At 65.8% G+C, this 17,335-nt stretch carries 13 protein-coding genes; 3 read left to right on the forward strand and 10 right to left on the reverse strand.

What is annotated here, in order from left to right; genetic code table 11:
- Positions 1-551 precede the first annotated feature (551 nt).
- A complete protein-coding gene (gene car / locus STRTU_RS04060; RefSeq protein WP_269777335.1) occupies positions 552-4,088 on the forward strand; it encodes a carboxylic acid reductase in 3,537 nt (1,178 codons plus the stop codon).
- A gap of 65 nt (positions 4,089-4,153) precedes the next feature.
- On the opposite strand, the gene STRTU_RS04065 is transcribed toward car, so the two are convergent.
- From STRTU_RS04065 to STRTU_RS04090, 6 genes are all read right to left on the reverse strand, one after another.
- On the reverse strand, positions 4,154-4,723 hold the full coding sequence (locus STRTU_RS04065) for a cell wall-active antibiotics response protein (RefSeq protein WP_218039294.1): 570 nt from the start codon (positions 4,721-4,723) through the stop codon (positions 4,154-4,156).
- Between the two features lie 189 nt (positions 4,724-4,912).
- Positions 4,913-5,332, reverse strand: a complete 420-nt coding sequence (locus STRTU_RS04070; protein WP_159742273.1) for a barstar family protein — start codon at positions 5,330-5,332, stop codon at positions 4,913-4,915.
- Between the two features lie 273 nt (positions 5,333-5,605).
- Entirely contained in the window at positions 5,606-6,094 is a 489-nt protein-coding gene (locus tag STRTU_RS04075) for a hypothetical protein (RefSeq protein WP_159742274.1), read from the reverse strand.
- A gap of 601 nt (positions 6,095-6,695) precedes the next feature.
- Positions 6,696-7,136, reverse strand: a complete 441-nt coding sequence (locus tag STRTU_RS04080; protein ID WP_159742275.1) for a hypothetical protein — start codon at positions 7,134-7,136, stop codon at positions 6,696-6,698.
- A complete protein-coding gene (locus tag STRTU_RS04085) occupies positions 7,133-7,759 on the reverse strand; it encodes a hypothetical protein (protein ID WP_159742276.1) in 627 nt (208 codons plus the stop codon). Before STRTU_RS04085 ends, STRTU_RS04080 begins: the two co-directional genes overlap by 4 nt.
- Positions 7,760-8,097: 338 nt before the next feature.
- The gene (locus STRTU_RS04090; RefSeq protein ID WP_336298746.1) at positions 8,098-8,865 is read right to left on the reverse strand and encodes an NAD(P)-binding domain-containing protein; all 768 of its coding nucleotides are present in this window, start codon (positions 8,863-8,865) and stop codon (positions 8,098-8,100) included.
- Between the two features lie 197 nt (positions 8,866-9,062).
- Here STRTU_RS04090 and STRTU_RS04095 point away from each other — a divergent pair, with 197 nt between their 5' ends.
- Both STRTU_RS04095 and STRTU_RS04105 read left to right on the forward strand, forming a co-directional pair.
- The gene (locus STRTU_RS04095) at positions 9,063-10,229 is read left to right on the forward strand and encodes an IS630 family transposase (protein ID WP_246240104.1); all 1,167 of its coding nucleotides are present in this window, start codon (positions 9,063-9,065) and stop codon (positions 10,227-10,229) included.
- Between the two features lie 459 nt (positions 10,230-10,688).
- On the forward strand, positions 10,689-10,838 hold the full coding sequence (locus STRTU_RS04105; protein ID WP_159742278.1) for a hypothetical protein: 150 nt from the start codon (positions 10,689-10,691) through the stop codon (positions 10,836-10,838).
- A 53-nt stretch (positions 10,839-10,891) separates the two neighbouring features.
- Here STRTU_RS04105 and STRTU_RS04110 read toward each other — a convergent pair whose 3' ends face one another.
- From STRTU_RS04110 to STRTU_RS04125, 4 genes are all read right to left on the reverse strand, one after another.
- The gene (locus tag STRTU_RS04110) at positions 10,892-11,206 is read right to left on the reverse strand and encodes a hypothetical protein (protein WP_159742279.1); all 315 of its coding nucleotides are present in this window, start codon (positions 11,204-11,206) and stop codon (positions 10,892-10,894) included.
- Positions 11,207-11,208: 2 nt separating this feature from the next.
- A complete protein-coding gene (locus STRTU_RS04115; RefSeq protein WP_246240105.1) occupies positions 11,209-12,333 on the reverse strand; it encodes a polymorphic toxin-type HINT domain-containing protein in 1,125 nt (374 codons plus the stop codon).
- Positions 12,330-15,083 carry an ALF repeat-containing protein gene (locus STRTU_RS04120; protein WP_159742280.1) on the reverse strand — a complete coding sequence of 918 codons (2,754 nt, stop codon included), beginning with the start codon at positions 15,081-15,083 and terminating at the stop codon, positions 12,330-12,332. Before STRTU_RS04120 ends, STRTU_RS04115 begins: the two co-directional genes overlap by 4 nt.
- 272 nt (positions 15,084-15,355) lie before the next feature.
- The gene (locus tag STRTU_RS04125; RefSeq protein WP_159742281.1) at positions 15,356-17,248 is read right to left on the reverse strand and encodes a trypsin-like serine peptidase; all 1,893 of its coding nucleotides are present in this window, start codon (positions 17,246-17,248) and stop codon (positions 15,356-15,358) included.
- Between the last annotated feature and the right edge of the window lie 87 nt (positions 17,249-17,335).

The raw sequence follows: 17,335 nt of genomic DNA on the forward strand, positions 1-17,335 counted from the left end.
CTGGGCTTACACACCGCCGTCGCGTGGCCACCCAGCATCCTGATGGACTGCGGCCGGGACCTCGGTCGTTGTGGCCGGTGGCTTCGCCGCGCTGGTGTCCGCCCCGCGCTGTCCGTTCTGGCGTGCGCCCTGCTCGGTCGGGCGGTGGCGAGTTCCTCGTCCTCTCGCCGGCCTTTCAGAGCGAACGTGCCGGTAGCTCCGGCGAAGCTGCCGCGCCGGCAGGCATGGCGCAGTCCATCAGCTACCTCGTAGCAGCGGCCGGCCCCCTCCTCCTCGACATCCCGCACGACATCACGAGCCGCTGGACATGCCGCTCATTGCCCTGATTGTCCTCGGCTTTGCCATGGGGTACTGGATACGACGCAGGGCGAACCATCAAGAGCACGACCTCGACGCGTCGTTCCCCCGCCTCGTTCGCCCGAGCCGGAGCCACGTGCCCGGCCCAGGTCCGTTCCAGCACCACGGCACCCTGCCGCACCTGCCTTCCCTTGCCCGAAAAGTGAAGATCCCTCCCGACGAACGAGCCTTCAAGGCCACAGAGGAGACCACTCATGTCCGAATCGAAGCCCCAAACTGACGAGTTCAGCGCGCGTACCGCTCAGCGCAGCGCTCACCTGTACGCGACAGATCCGCAGTTCCGCGGCGCCGCGCCCCTGGACGCCGTCACCGAGGCGATCCGGCGGCCGGGCCTACCGCTCGCCGACCTCGTAGCCACGGTGATGGAGGGGTACGCGGACCGCCCCGCCCTGGGCGAGCGTGCCACGGAGCCGGTCACCGACCCGGATACGGGCCGCACCACGTTGCGCCTCCTGAAGCGGTTCGACACGATCACCTACGGCGAACTGTGGGGACGGGTCGGTGCGGTGGCCTCCGAGTGGCGGCACCACCCCGACCACGCCGTGGGCCCGGGTGACTTCGTCGCGGTCCTCGGTTCCACAAGCGCCGAGTACACCGTGGTGGATCTGGCATGCGTCCGCTCCGGTGCGGTGTGCGTTCCTCTCCAGGCCGGCGCCTCGGCGGGGCACCTGGCCCCCATCGTCGCCCAGACCGGACCACGTCTGCTCGCGGTGGACGTGGCACACCTCGACGTCGCGCTCCAGGTCGCGGCGGACGCCCCGTCGCTGGGCAGGATCGTCGTTTTCGGCCACCATCCGGAGATCACCGCTCACCAGGAGAGGCTGGAATGGGCGCGCGGCCAACTCGCGGCGCAGGGCCGAGGCGTCACCCTGGACGCGCTGGCATCCGTCATCGAGCGGGGAAGGACCCTGCCGTCGGCTACCCGGAGCCCCGAGGGATCGACTGCCGACGCGCTCAGCACGCTGATCTACACCTCGGGGAGTACGGGCACGCCCAAGGGTGCCATGTACACCGAGCGTCTTGTCACGCAGTTCTGGGTTGACTTCGTGCCTGACCAGGAGATGCGACCGTCCGTCGTGCTCAATTACATGCCTCTGAGCCACATGATGGGACGGGGTGTGCTGTTCGGCACGCTCGCAAAGGGGGGCATCGCCTACTTCGTGGCGTCGAGCGATCTGTCGACCCTCTTCGAGGACCTCTCCCTGGTCCGCCCCACCGAGTTCATCATGGTGCCCCGCATCTCCGACATGCTCTTCCAGCGCTACCAGGCTGAGTTGACCCGCCGAAACGACGTGGGCGCGGGAGGGGATGCGGCCGAGCAGGCGGACCGCGTGAAGGAGGAGCTGCGGGAGAAGACCCTGGGCGGCCGCCTCCTGTGGGCCGTCAGCGCCTCGGCCCCGCTGAGCGCGGAGATGACGGCGTTCGTCGAGAGCTGCTTGCACGTCAGGATGCTCGACGGTTACGGGTCGACGGAAGCCGGAGTGGTCTCGCTCGACGGCCGGGTGCTGCGGCCGCCGGTGACCGACCACAAACTGGCGGATGTGCCCGAGCTGGGATACTTCCGCACCGACTCGCCGCACCCCAGGGGCGAACTGCTGATCAAGTCCGACCGGCTCGTTTCCGGCTACTTCCAGCGACCCGATGCCACCGCCGATGCCTTCGACGAAGACGGCTTCTACCGCACGGGCGACATCATGGTCCGCATCGGTCCCGACGAGTTGGTGTACGTCGACCGCCGTTCCCACGTACTCAAGCTGTCACAGGGCGAGTTCGTGGCCGCTTCCCGTCTGGAAGCCCTCTTCACCGGCAGTCCGGTCGTCCGGCAAATCTTCGTGTACGGCAACAGTGCTCGTGCCTACCTGCTCGCGGTCATCGTGCCCACGCAGGACGCGCTCGATCTCGTCGGCCACGACACCCAGCGCCTCAGGTCGATCCTGCGCGAGTCCCTGCAACGCCTCGCCGCCGAGGCGGGCCTCAACTCGTACGAGATCCCACGGGACTTCCTCATCGAGACCGAGCCGTTCAGTCAGCAGAACGGGTTGCTCTCCGGAGTGCGCAAGCTGCTGCGCCCCGCGTTGACGAAGCGCTACGGCGAGCGCCTCGAAGCGCTGTACACCGAGCTGACCGAGCGTGAGACCGACGAACTCCAGGCACTGCGCCAGGCCGGCCCGTCCCGACCGGTACGGGAAACTGTGTTCCGGGCTGTCCGAGCGCTTCTCGGACACCAACAGGACGACGTGAAGCCCGGCACACGCTTCCTCGAACTCGGCGGTGACAGCCTCTCCGCGCTGTCATTCTCCCAGCTGCTGAAGGAGATCTTCCACGTCGACGTCCCTGTCAACGTCGTCGTCAACCCGGTCAACACGCTCCAGCAGGTGGCTGATCACATCGAAATGGCCCTTGCGTCGGGACACCAGCGCCCGACCGCCGACAGCGTCCACGGACCGAGCGCGACACGGCTCGTGGCGGGCGACCTGACGCTGGACGCGTTCCTCGACACGGAGACCCTGGCGAAGATCGGCAGGCCGGCCGGTCCACTGCCCGAGGCACGGACCGTCCTGCTGACCGGCGCCAACGGCTACCTGGGCCGCTTCCTGTGCCTCGAATGGCTGGAGCGCGTCGCAGAGCGCGGTGGCACGCTGGTGTGCGTGGTCCGCGGCAGCACCGACGAGCTGGCCCGGGCACGGCTCGACGCGGCCTTCGACAGCGGCGACCCGGAGCTCCTCCAGCACTACCACGACCTGGCCGCCGAGCACCTGGAGGTGGTCGCCGGCGACATCGGGGAGGCCGGCCTCGGGCTCGACAAGGAGACCTGGCAGCGGCTGGCCGACGCCGTGGACCTGATCGTTCACCCGGCGGCACTCGTCAACCATGTCCTGCCGTACGACCAGCTGTTCTGCCCCAACGTGCTGGGTACGGCCGAACTGATCAGGCTCGCGGTCACCTCCCGGATCAAGCAGTTCACCTACCTGTCGACGGTCGCCGTCGCCTTCGGGTCCGAGGCTGCGGCCGACGAGGCGGCGGACATCCGCACGGCCTGCGGGGCGCGCGACCTCGGCAGCGGTTACGCGAACGGTTACGGGGCCAGCAAGTGGGCGGGCGAGGTGCTGCTGCGCGAGGCGCACGACACGTTCGGCCTGCCGGTCGCTGTGTTCCGCTCGAACCTGATGCTCGCGCACCCACGCTACCGGGGCCAGCTGAACATCCCGGACGTGTTCACACGCCTCTTGCTGAGCCTGCTGGCGACAGGAATCGCCCCAGGCAGCTTCTACGCCCAGGGCACCGGTGACGGCAGCGGGCACTACGACGCACTCCCCGTGGACTTCACCGCGCGGGCCATCGCCTCGCTGGGCGACCACGCACGGGAGGGGTACCGGACGTTCAATGTCGTGAACCCGCACGAGGACGGAATCTCACTCGACACTTTCGTCGACTGGCTAATGACAACCGGACACCCTCTGACGCGCGTCCACGATTACGACGAGTGGCTCGACCGCTTCGAGACCGCCATGCGCGGCCTGCCCGACCGCCAGAGGCAGCATTCGCTGCTCCCCTTGCTGCACGCCTTCGCAAGGCCGGAGGAGCCCCTGCCCGGCTCCGCCCTGCCGGCGGACCAATTCCGCGCGGCAGTGCGGGTCGCCGCCCTCAACAAGGAGAACGACATCCCCCATCTGTCGCAGGACCTGATCACCAAGTACGTGGCGGACCTTCGGTCGCAGCACCTGCTGTGACCGAGCCGCCCGGACGATCGCTACATAGGACGCCGCTTCGGAGCGGAGGGCCTTAAGACCGTGTCCTACGGCGCGGTGGCCCTGTTGCTGATGTGAACGGTATTGGTGCTCGCCCCGTCGATCCGCACCGCCCAGCCCTGCGGAACGATCAACTGAATATTGCCCGTTCCGCAGCTCGCCTCGACGGTGACGTCACGGTGCGCACAGGTTGCCTCGGTGAAGTCGATCACGATGTGCAGCATTTTGCATTCAGCGACGATCCTCCGGGGAACTGTCCACCGGCCGCTCTGCTCGATACTGCCCAGGCGGGGCTTGAGGACGAGGGTTTCCGCGTCAGTGCCAGAACGCGAGTCGGAAGGCCGCTCCTGTGGCAGATCAGCGACCAGGGCGCCGAGCTCGCCGTACGTCTTCGTCCGTACAGCACGGCTCCGGGGAAGCCCAGCTCGAGCACCCGCGCTCCAGGTTGGCCGCAGCCGCGGCCGGTGACTGGGTGGGAGTCGCTGCGAACCCTTGAAGCGGCCGGGCCAGGAGGCGGCAATCTCGGCGAGCTGGTCATTTGCCTCGCGGGCCACCGCGATGGCGTCGGCCTCCGGCAGGTCCTGCACGCCTGGCGACGGCCAAGACAGCACGGCCATCGATGCCCTGATCATCCATGTGGGCCAACCGCTGCTCACGGGGCTTGCAGAGGCACCCTGATTCAAGAATAGGCGCAGAACGGCCCGCCCTGAAACGGACTGGGCGGGCCGTCACTCAATGCCGATGCTGCTCAGGCCAACCTCACCAAGGGCTGATTACACCTTCCGTTCCCCTAAAGAACGAAAGGTTCACCGTACCGGATTGTCACTTCTGCCGACATAGATGCAGACGTCCGTTGGCCGCCCCACCGTCGCCGTTTCGTCCGAAAGTGCTTCCGCCACACCCTTCAAGACGGCAATAGCCATCCGGTAGTCTTCCGGACTCTCGTCGGCAAACGTTGTTGCATCGGTCCACAGAATAGCCACGCGGCCATGATTTTTCGAGTGGATTCCCTCCCAGAGGGAATCAGAGAGAGCATCCCAGCTACTGGAGCCGACCACCGGAGGATCCAGCGGAAGCGCACTCCGGACTGCACAGAAGAGCGCCTCGCTCCCCGCCTGATCATCCGTGGCGAACTGATAGAGGGGGCGCCCCTCGGCAGCTGCCGCCTTTATGGCCTCATCAGCGCCATCCGGCCGGATAACGGTCAGCCCGGGCTCAAGATTCACTGCTGCATCACCGGATCCTTACGAAGGCTGGCGGACCAGAGTCGCCATAGTGAGTCCAAGTGTATTAGGCATCGCCCGTCCGAGTATTTTTCACGACGCGTAGCGGACCGGCGCCACCAACACCCGACGGAGGAGTGACTTCTGCATTCACGATAGGGCGAATTCTGCCCCTTCTCGCCGGGTAGATCACCGTCCCGGATTCTGAACTGAATACCCCACCTCCTCGCGCTCGGCCCGGAAGGTACGGTGCCGGCATCGATATGTCCCATCGCGTCATTCAGAGCCCGTTCCTAGGCTTGCGGAAGCGATCCAGGGGTGATCCACAGAACGCACGGGATCGAGGTGTTGCCGCGGGCCGGTGTCGCGCCAACGGGCACCGCCCGGAAGGTACTGGCCTGGTTGACGCCGGCGCCCGATTCGACTCTGATCGCCCGGTCGGCGAAATGAAAATCTTCGATCGACCTGATCCGGTGACCGACCGTCGGAACGTAGGAGCGTCGGATCAAGCCCTTCGGGCACGCCTTTTTCGCCCTCTTCAACGCTTTCAACTGCGCTCAGCGCGAGATCCGGCAGGCAGGAGAGCGACTTCTTTTGAAGGCATTGTTCGATCTCGTCCGCACCTACATACCAGGCGATCAGGCGATCAAGGAAGGTGCTTGTAATGCAGCCCATCCCACCGGCCCCGTCACCCCCGCAGACAAGGATCGTCTCGCCGGGCTTCAGATCACCGTTCGCCAGGACATCCGTCCGGTACTTAACCAACCGCTTCTCGAGAGTTTCGCGAAGGCGGTCAGCTCGCCGACTCGGCCGGTGGAGGTGTCCAGCATGTGGGAGAACTCTTGGCGAACCCGTTCTGCGAGGTCCGGCACGGACAGGGAGTGCAGGTACAAGGCCGCGGCGTCGTGGCCAGAGGGGGCGGTGCCCCAGCCCTCCCAGTCCATGAGGGTCAACTGTGGTCAGGCTCGGACGCATACCGCCCAGCGAATCGAACGCCCGAACCGGAGCGCCCGGAACCGCTCGGGAAGGTCAACCCCTTCCGAGCGCTCCGCTGACCAACCAAAGAATCGCCCCGGCCGTTGAGGCCGGGGCGATTTTGCGTTGCTTCGATTACCTCAGGACACCGCAGTTCGGGCAGTCGTTCCCCGGCGCCAACCCAGCTTTTCGCAGGTGGCGCCCTGCCAGAATCCCGAAATTCCATGCTTCTTGATTGAGGTCAATGAGGGGCTGTCATTAGGCTGGCAGACCCTATTGCAAGATCGAAGCCTAGTATTTCACGATTTCCTTTGCGTCACCTATGTCCAGCACTAAATCGCTGACCATTGCCGTGCATGGCGTCAGCTGAAGGCGACGGCAACGACATACGCTAGGGAGACTTCTTGAAAACGAATCTGTTCGGTGAATCCTCCGAGGTTTGGATGTAGATTCCGTCCTTGGCTCCCTTACCCATGACGTAAAGGTCATCTATGAGCGCGCGGATCTTTGGACCCGTCTTGAGATCGAGAGTGATCTGCTGATCCGCCAAGGAGGTGGGCATCTTCGGTAGGGTCCATGTCCCCTCGCCGGTGATGGAACCTACGGGTGTCTCGCCGACCAAGCCACCTGGAATCTTTACCGCCTCGGCCGTTCCGTCTTCATGCAGGGTTACACGTGCCCCCCGGGGTCCGGACCAGGTACCTATCAGTTCACTCCGCTTTGCGGAGGCACCAGTGAAGAACCCCGAGTCAATAACGCAGTAGAGGAGAAACCCTCCACCGGCGAGCACCAGCGCGACGCAGAGCACGGAAATCATGATGCCTTTTTTCATCGCAAGTTCACCTCTTCTTCCCAATAAACGGTCTGATGCTTTGTCCTGAGCGGAAGATCGAACGCATCCGCAATACCGGTGAGTGGGTTACCGACATATTTCTCAATATACTTCTTGGCGGGCCCCGGCAGGTGAGTAAAGGAGGTGATAGTGGTGTCGTTATCGATCTGGATACCTATCTTGACTTTCCCTGTCTTGGAGTCTCGCGAGATGACCTTGAATTTATAGCCGTATGAACCAATGAAGGTGGCGGTTGAGGTGCCGAACTTCCCGCCGGAGGCCCAGTTCTTGGCTGTTCCTGTCCCGCCGAGCGAGAGTACATCCGTGGCGTCCGATAGCAGTCGAGGCCAGCCCTCAAGCTTCATGACGCTATAACCGCCAAGGAAATCGTCCGGATCGCCGTTCCGGATCTTCGTGACGATCTCTGCGCGGACGTAGTCCATCGAATGATCATTGCGGATTTGCTCGGTGAACTCGTCTCCGGCGGTGAAGAAGTCCACCTTGTTTCCGGTGCCGAACAGCCATTGGAATCCGAGGTCGATGGCATCCGGCTTGGGGCCTTGACCATCCTTCCAGGCGGCTACGATCGCTTCCCGCAGGAACTGGAGCTGCTGCCGCTCCACTTCCGAAAGGGCCTGTTCTGCCTGGCGGCGCCGTTCCTCCTCCTGGCGGCGAGCCTCTTCTTCTTCGCGCTTCTTAGTGGTCGGCTCCGGAAGTCCTTCGGGGGTTGACTACGGAGCCGGGACCATGCGTGTCGGTGCGTCAGATGCCGGGGGCGCTGAATGGAGGCCGCAGGAGCAGGCTAGGTGTATTGCCCTGTGAGCCCGCGAACGCGCCGATGGGCAGGAAGACGTCCTCATACTGTGCAGTGCCACGGATAGAGGTCCGAAGCCGTCTGCGGAAGTCACGTGCAGCGGCAGCAGCGCATCACTAACCGGCCGTCTTTTGTCCACCCACTTGCCTACTTGAGGTCGGAGAGAAGTGCGTCAAGTGCCTTCCCCAGAGCGTCGGAGTTGGCTGTGTCGAACCACGTGGTGCGGATGCGTTCGTTGGCTCCTTTTGGTGTCTCGTGGTCGGCCGCGAGCTGGTGCAGGGAGCGGGTCTCGTCGCTCAGGGCGTGCCCAACGCCCTGGAAGAGGCCGCGGACGTAGCGGTCGGCGTCCTCGGCGGGAATGCCCTGCCGGGCGGCCCAGGCGGTGAGCGTGGCCAGGTACCAGTAGTGGGTGGTCAGCGTGGCGGTCAGGGCCTGGTAGACGTTGAGGGTCGCTTCGTCCGCGACGGGGAGCGTTCCGCCGAGGTGGCCGAAGAGGTCGTCCACGGCAGTGTGGGAGGGGCAGGTCACGGTGACGGACTGCCGCTCGCGCGCGGCGGGCAGTGGGATGGCGCGCACCACGGGGGCGCCGGTGCCGAGGGTGCGGCGCAGCTCGCTGATGGCGACGCCGGTCATGACGCTGGCCGCGACGCGGTCGCTGCCGATCCGGAGCCCGGCGAGGGCCTCGGCGCGCTCCTGGGGGCGGACGGCGAGGATCACCAACTCGCAGCGGTTCACCACGTCCTGGTTGTCGGTGCACACCCGTACGTTCGGATACTGCTGGGACAGTTCGGCGGCTGTACGGGCTCCTCGTGGCGAGAGGTAGATCTCCGGTGGCTCCTCGACGCCGTCGCACAGGCCGTCCACGATAGCGCGGCCGATTTCGCCCACGCCGATGATCCCGATGCGCTTCATCATGTCTCCTGTCGTCTCGCCAGCAGTGGCTCCGGCCCCCCCATCCGTGACACCGCTACTTTGAACCTGCGGGTGGAGGGCGGCGGTTTGAGCATGGCGGTCATCCTGCCTGATCGGTGCCCGCTTCGACGTGCCGGGCCCGCCGGGCGACGGATCGGGCAGGCTGGCCAGTTCTTGATCCACTTGACGAACGGTCCGTCATGCCCGTTGCCCTGGCCTGTCCGATAGCCCCGAGCGCCGCTGAACGTGAGCGGCTGAAGAAGATGGCCTACGGCCACAGGACCGAACACCGGCTACGGGTGCGCGCCCAGGTGGTTCTGCATGCCGCGCGCGGTCGCTCCAACGCGCGTATCGCGCGGGAGACAGGGCTGCACATCGACACTGTGCGCCGATGGCGGGGCCGGTTTGCCCAGGCGGGACTGCCCGGACTCCGGGATCGCGAACGCTGCGGCCGCCCGGCCTCGTTCACTCCGGTGCAGGCCGCCGAGATCAAGGCACTGGCCTGCCAGCTCCCCGCCGAGAGCGGCACGCCGCTCTCGCACTGGTCATGCCCGGAACTGGCCCGTGAAGCCGTCGCGCGGGGCGTCGCACCCTTCCTGTCGGCCTCCACTGTGCGCCGCTGGCTGACCCGGGACGCCCTCAAGCCCTGGCAGCACCAGTCCTGGATCTTCATCACCGACCCGGACTTTCGTCTCAAGGCCACCCGGGTGCTGGACCTCTACGCCCGCACCTGGCAGGGCGAACCGCTGGGCGAGGACGAGTACGTCATCAGTGCGGACGAGAAGACCTCTGTCCAGGCCCGCTGCCGCTGCCACCCCACCCTCGCGCCGGGACAGGCCCGCGCGATGCGCGTCAACCACACCTACGGCCGTGGCGGCGCACTGGCCTACCTCGCAGCCTACGACGTCCACCATGCGAGGGTGTTCGGCCGCACCGAACCACGCACCGGCATCACCCCGTTCATGAGCCTGGTTACCCAGGTCATGAACCGCGAGCCCTACGCCAGCGCCAAACGCGTGTTCTGGATCGTCGACAACGGCTCCTCCCACCGCGGCCAGAAAGCAGTCGCCCGGCTGAGGACCGCGTTCCCGAACACGGTCATGGTCCACATCCCCGTCCGCGCCTCCTGGCTAAACCAGATCGAGGTCTACTTCTCCGACATCCAGCGCAAAGTCGTGACCCCCAATGACTTCACCGACCTGACCCAAGTCAGGGACAGGCTCCGGGACTTCGAGAACCGCTACAACGCCACGGCACAGCCGTTCCAGTGGAAGTTCACCACCTCCGACCTGGACGATCTGCTGGCCAGGCTCGACCGGCACACCGCCGACCACCCAGAACAATCCTCCGACGCACCGACAGCATGATCAACCCCCGAAGGACTTCCGGAGCCGACCACTAAGGAGTCGCCTGGCCTCCGCCGGAGCTGGATGAGTTGGACCGGAATCCGGAGCCTTCGGGGCTGTCCGGCGGCGAGGCGGGCCCACTCGAGGAAGCGTCCTGGTCGGGGGGCTGGGAACAGGAACGATATGAGCAACAGCGCGGTAGGGAAGGCGACGAACGTGAGGGACAACACTTCTCATAGCCGGCAAGGATCCTCGGCAGGCGGCGCTCGCGGACGACCCCAGGAGCGGTCGGATGGCCGCCGGTCAGGTAGCGCATCACCGCCGGGTCGCTGCCCAACTCGATCAGCAGGTCCGCATCATCGGCAGTGAAGCGGCGCAGGGCCAAGCGCTCGGTCTCCAGATAGGTGTTCCACGCGTCGATCGAGCCCGAGGCACGTCGGGCAGTCCAACGGAATTCCCCGGCAACTCGGGGACTTTGCCATGCCCGTCGCGCTGACCACCTTTGAGCGCCACCGGCAGCGCCGCATCCGGACCCTCTTCCCGCAACCCGCCGACCAGATCGAACACCGCCTGCGCGACTTCAGTCGCTGCGGCACGCCCCGGAAGCTCGAAAACCCTTCCTCTGAGTGAGCGGAAGCCCACCGAAGAACTTATTCGGTGAGCTTCCGACTCTCCGGAATCTGCTACTCGAGTCGCCTCAGCGACATCTCGTGATCCCCGCTGGAGACCAAGTCTCTTACTGCTGCAAACATTTCGTGCACGCCAGGACGGCGCGTGACCACCAGATCAGGACAGGTGAAGTACGTTCCGGCGAGACATTCGCCGGTACCCGCCCACCTTTCCATGATCCGACCCATCTCACGGTACGTAAGAAAGGTCGCAGACCATCGCTCTCCGGTGGGGAGCGAGACCCATCCATCGGCGTTCTCGATCGCTTCTGGCAAGTCCTCCCCGAGTTCAACCTGAAGCGTCAAGAAACCATCGCTGATCTCGTACATCGCTACTTTCCGTAGGTCGCCAGGAGGCGTTGGATGACGTTGGGCTCGTTGTTCTTGTCGGCCTTGGCAACGATCTGCATACCATCGCTGGTATTCCGGTAGAACACTCGACCGCCCCTGCGCCCTCGAAGGTGCGAAATGTCCGTACCAGCAAGGGACTTACTCCCGAGCCCGGGGTTCGTGTTGCCGCCACGGAACTGTTTGACCAGATCGTTCATCTCTTTCTGAACTCTCTCGTTCTTTCCAGCTGCTTCCGCTGCGCCAACAAGAAACGGATCATTATGGATAACGGAAGTTACCCCACAAAGCCCATCCGAGTTATGAACCAATACCGGAGTGGCACCCGCCAACACATAGTACGTGTGCAGGCCGTTGACCGTGAGGTTGTAGGTCCGCGCCCGTTCAGCGAAGGGACGATTGCCCGTAATCTTGACCGTACTGCCATCTACGCTCCTGAGCGTCATGCCCGGATGGAGCCGTCCGGCCTCGACCCACGCCTTCGCTGAGGGTGACCAGAAGGGATGCTCGTTGGTGGCAGAGAGATGCTGCTTGCCCTGAGGGGTGGCGATGGAGAGTTCGTTGAACTTCTTGTCGTGCTCTGTGACGATGACGTTGGTGACCGTGCGTCGACCGGTCTCACCGCTCACGGGGTCCGTAGAAATCACCGCATCGCCGGTCTTCACGGACTCGATATTCACTTTTGAGCGGTCCGCCATGAGTACCTTGGTGCCGGCGAGGAAGCACTTGAAGCACTTCGCTGCTTTCGCGATCCGCGTGCTCTCGGCGATGTCTTCGATGCCCTCGCCGAGCTTCTTGAGGAGCTTCACCTTGCCGACGGGGAGGACGGAGATGGCGAAGGCGGTGCATGCTCCGAAGGCGGGGTTCTTGATGCACTCCCTGAGGTCGTTGAGTCCGGTGATTTCCCATACCACGGCGGTGAGGGTGGGGTCGATGACGGGAGTGACGTCGCCGCCGGCCATCACGCAGGGCAGGAGCCCGGCTATTTCGTTGCTGGTGTGAGAGACGCAGTGGAACTTTTTCGCAGCCTTCTGCTTTTCCTGTTGCTTGCGGGCTTCTTCAGCCTTGCGGCGTGCTTCGGCTACCTCGCTCTCGCGCTTCTTCTTCACCTCCGTCCATGCCTGGGTGGCGAGGGCGTTGGCTTCCTTAGCGCTCTTGCCGGCGTCGAGTGCTGCAAACCGGGCGTCATCAGAAGCGGAGTCGGCCAGATAAGCCGAAGTGCGAGCATAGTCGGCGGAGAACTCTGCCTGGGCTGCGGAGCTTTCGGCGTCGGCGGCATCGTGGTCGGCGGCGTTGGCGGCGCTGCGTGCGGTTTTGGCGGACTTGGCTGCCTCGGCGGCGCTGCCTTCTGCGCTGGTGGCGGACTTGTCGGCGTCGGCGGCGTACTGTTTGGCGAGGTTGGCGGACTTCTTCGCCCCGTTTGCGGCCTTGGCGGCGTCGTCCTTGGCGTCGACGGCCTTGGCGGCGGATTCTGCCGCCTTCCAGCTGTTGTGCCGGGCCTTGGCCGCCACGCGGATGCTTCGGCGATCAGCCGCTGCATCTGGGCGATGTGGGTACTGGCGAGCTTGTCCTTGCGGTCGGCCATGTACTGGCCGACCTGAACGAAGTCGTGGAGCTCGTCAGCGGGGCCGGCCAGGGCGATTTTGGCCGCGGCCTTCATCTCCGGGCCGCCGTCGTTGACGAGCTTGGAGGCGATGACCTGCTCGTCGGAGTTCAGCGCCGCATACTGGCCGTTGCTGACGAACGCCGCGAGCACCTTGCCCTTGCCGTTGGCCAGTGCGGCCTTGGACGCCTCCTTCACGCCGGGGCCGCCGGCGTTGTTGATCTGTGAGACGCGCACGGCGTAGTCGGTGGCGGCCACGTCGTACTGACCGGTCGTGTAGAAGTCGCTGACCTGCTGATCGGAGCCCTTGAGCGCCTCCTCAGCACCCTTGCGCACGACCTCGTAGGGGCTTTGCGTGCTGAGCTGGGAGACCTGCTCGCGGATCTCGTCCTGAGCGGCCTGCTTCCACCCCGTGCGCAGGTACTCCAGGACCTCGTCGTCCAGCCCGGACAGGGCTCTGGCGGCGGCCTCCTGGTGCCAGGGACCACGGATCTTCAGGGCCTTGAGAGCGAGGACGCGGCCCTTTTGTGCGATGGCCTTGGTATCGGCCTCGGGCTTGTCGGCCTCGGCAGCCAGTTCGGCCGCCGTGGTGTCCAGGGAACGGGACTCCACCAGACCCGCGGCAGAGGTCGCAGTGACCGAGGCGGTCTGTGCCGCGTGGGACCGGGCGCGTTCGATGGCGGCAGCGGTGCGGGTGGTCAGGTCCTCCGCCTCGGCCTCACGGGCGATACCGAAGACCTTCTTGGCGGTCGCCGCCGCAGACTCGGCAGCATCTGCGGCCCTCTTCGCCGCATCTGCGTGTTTCTTCGCCTGTTCGGCCGCCTTCGCTGATTCACCGGCGTGCTTGGCGGCCTCTTCCGCGGCCGCGGCGGCGTTGTCGGCATGCGTGGCGGCGGAGTCCGCGGCCTCACGTGCTTCGTCGGCGGCGTTGGCGGCCTTGCCGGCCAGGGCCTCGGCGGCGTCGGCTGCGCGGTCGGCCTCATTGGCGTGACGGCGGGTCTCCGCGGCGGCCGCCCTGGCCTCGCTGGAATGGACGCCCGCGGCCTCGGCGTAGGTGTTGGCCTCATCGGCAGCGTCCGCCGCGGCGTTGGCGTTGCTGTTGGCGCTGCGGGAGGCCTTTGCGGCGGCGCCTGCGGCCAGCGAGGCAGCGCCGGCCTGCTTGGCCGCCTGTGCGGAGGTCCGAGCGAGGGTGGCCGCTGCGCGGGCCTTCTTCGCCATGTCCCTGGCTTCGCCCGCCCGGCCCGCGTCGTACGCGGCCGCGATCGAGGCGTTGTAGGCGTCGTTGGCCGCATCAGCGGCATTGGCGGCCGCCGCGGCGGTCTGCGCCGCTGCGAAAGCGGCAATGCGGGCCGAGCGGTTGGCGGCGTTGGCCGCGCTGATGGCCGTCTGCGACGCGGCAGCAGCAGCACGCGCCGCATCGGCGGCCTGCTTGGCCTTGACCGCCGCCCGCTGGGAGTCGTTCTTGGCGGCGTTGGTCTCCCGTGCCGCCTTCCGCGCGGCTTCCTTGGCGAGATCCGACGCCTCGATCGCACGCGTGGAGGCTACCTGCGCCTTCTCGGTCGCGTCCTTGGCCCGCTTGCCGGCCAGGGTGGCCTGCTCGGTCAGCTGGGCGATGGTGGCATGTTCCTGGTCGCGATTCCGGGCGACGAACTGCCCCACCTCGAGGAACTCGGCGATGTCGTCGGGCGTGCCCTTGAGCGCGACCTTGCCGGCTGCCTTGACCGCCGGGCCGCCCGAGTTGACGAGCTGCGAGACCTCGACCTCGTTGTCCGTCTCGCGCGCCGTGTACTGCCCCTCCGCGAGGAACTTCGCCCGGTCTTCCGGGGTGCCCTTCAACGCTGCCTTGCCGGCGTCCTTGACCCCGTTGCCCCCGAAGTTGATGACCCGGGAGACCTCGACCTGCTGGTCCTCCTCCAGCGGAGCCTTCCAGCCATCCTTCAAAAACGCCCGCAGCGCCTCGGGGTGCTCCGAAGTGCTGCTCTTCAAGGCCGTTTTGGCCGCCTCGCGTACCGCAGGACCACCGGCGTTGAAGATCCGGCTCGCATCGACATAGTCGTCGACGAACTCGATACCGTCCCTCTGGTCAAGGAACGTCTCAAGATCTTCATCCTTACCAAGAAGTGCCTGCTCAGCAGCTTCCTTGACCCCAGGACCGCCATCTGTCCAGTAGTCGACAACTCGCTCACGCATGAAATGCAGGTCGTCGTCGTTCGTGTCCGCAGCGGCGGCAGGCCCCGATCCCAGGAGTCCAGCCACCAATGACGCGGTCAGCAGCGTGGCCCAGGAGCCAAGAAGCGGCCGTCCACTGCTGCTGGGTAACAGGCCGCTCTTGAGGAGCCAAGCGGCTCTCTTTGCGCTTGATCCCGGTCTCATACGGTTCGGTCCTCTCTTGTCATTCATAGCGATCGGTCATCCCCCGGCTGCCGGCAAACCGCTCAGTAGACGGGGCGGCACGCACGGGCATATCTCAAGGCAGTGGGCAGGTGGTCACGCAATCGACTCTGCTCGCGCGCACCTTTTGACCCGCGTCACGGCCTCACCAGAAGACGCTCCGTCGACAGAAGGGTGCTGGTGGTGTCGGGATGGAGGGTGAGTTTCCCTCCGGGCCAGAGCACCACGAGGTCGTTCTGACCGGCCGGGCCACCGAAGGAACCCACGGTGGCCAGCAAGGCATCGCGCCAAGGGGACTTGGCGGGCATCAGCCGGTGCTCGCGCCCGAAGACTTCAGCGGCGATGTTCTCGTATGCCGTGACCTCGCCGTCGCTCCAGCGGACGAACAGATCCTGGTCTCCCGTTCCCGGGCGGAAGTCACCCGCCGAGACGTCCCGTGCGTGCGGCCAGGTGGTGTCGGGCGGTTTGACGAGCTGCCGCTCGGCGTGCAGCCCCTTGGCGTCCACGTTCGTGTACAGGGTCACTTCACCATCGGTCCAGGTGACCAGGAGGTCGTCGCTGCGCGTGTTGCCACCGCCGAAGCGCCCGGCGGCCATCGTGCTCGCGTGGGTCCAGGTGTCGTTGGGCCCCTTCAGCTCCACCCTGTCCGTCAGCTTGTTGCTTTCGTTGACATCCTTGAAGAGGGTCAGCCTGCCGTCGGTCCAGCGGACCAGAAGGTCATCACTCGCGTCACCGGTGAAGTCGCCGGCGGTGATGACCGCGGCCTGCTGCCATGCCTTGTCCTTGACGAGCTGGACGTCCTTGCCGAATCCGTATGCGCCGTCACCCGGGTAGAGGGAGAGCTCACCGTCGGACCAGCGCACGATGAGATCGCTGACGTTGTTGCGTACCGAGGAAGTGTGGAAGCGGCCGGTCGTCAGGACCCTTGCATGGGTCCAGGTTCCGGCGGTTCCCATGGACGTGCCGGTGCCCGGATCCGGGTCCGACGGCGTCCCCGTGGCGGCCTGCCGGTAGAGCCGGAAGACGTCCTCGTCGAATTGAGACGTGTAGCTGGTGTGGTCGAAGAGGCCGCCGGTCTTGTAACCGCCGATGACACCGACGAGGTCGCCACGCCGGCCGTCGAAGTTCTCCAGGAAGGGACCGCCGCTGACACCGGTGCGGAAACCCTCGCACTTGATTTCCATGAACCGGCCCTGGAAGGCGGTGGTGTCATTGATGCACTGAAGAGGGGTCTTCTGGCCACCGGGGTAGCCGACGAGGGTCACGGCTTTGCGTGCGAGCTTCGCCGTGGGCACGGAGGTCAGTTCGTTGCCGCGTCCGACGGCGTCCTCCAGGAGCTGGCCTCGGGCGTTCGGGCCGACGTTCAGGAAGGCGAAGTTGACGTCATCGTCGGGCGTCGAGCCTGGGTAGCGGGTATCGATCCAGATTTTGTCTTCCTGGACCGGGAAGATCCCGTAGGGAGCGTCTCCTGCCTGCCCGGCCGTGGTTGCTCCGGCGCGGTAGCCCGGCACGAATGCGAAGTCGTGGTGGCGGCGGTCGCCCTTGAGGCAGTGCGCGGCCGTGATGGCGAGGCTCTTGGTCGGCGAGGCCACCGCACTGGCGGTGCAGAACTGGTCCGGAGTGGCCGAGCCATCGGTGGCACGGATCAGGAACACGCCGACCGTGGCGATCCCCTCGGGCACCTGACGGGACGGCTCGTTCGCCAGCGAACGCTTCCGCCTCTGCCCGGGCTCTGACGGTGATGGTGTATCCGCCTCACCCGAAGGCGAGGCATCCACCGGAACGGCGGCACGGATGCGCTCCGGCGTCCAGTACCGCTGCGCCTCCCGTGCCTTCTCGGCCTGATCCTCGTGCACACCGTGCACAGAGTCGGGCCCGATTCCTGGTGGAACCGTGGTGGGGTCGGTAGTAACGGGCTCAGTACCGGAGGAACCCGGTCCCTCATAAGGGAGGGCAGTCGCCGGAGTGGCGATTGCCAGTGATGCACACAGGGCCAGGACGGTGGCGCGCACCCACGATATGCGTCTCATGGAGCTTTCCATTGTGAGGTTCGGGGGATGTGGAGGTCGGGTCAGCCCGGAGCAAGCCGGTCACTTGGTGACATCGACGCCGCGTGA

This window comes from Streptomyces tubercidicus, assembly GCF_027497495.1.
Classification (GTDB): Bacteria; Actinomycetota; Actinomycetes; order Streptomycetales; family Streptomycetaceae; genus Streptomyces; species Streptomyces tubercidicus.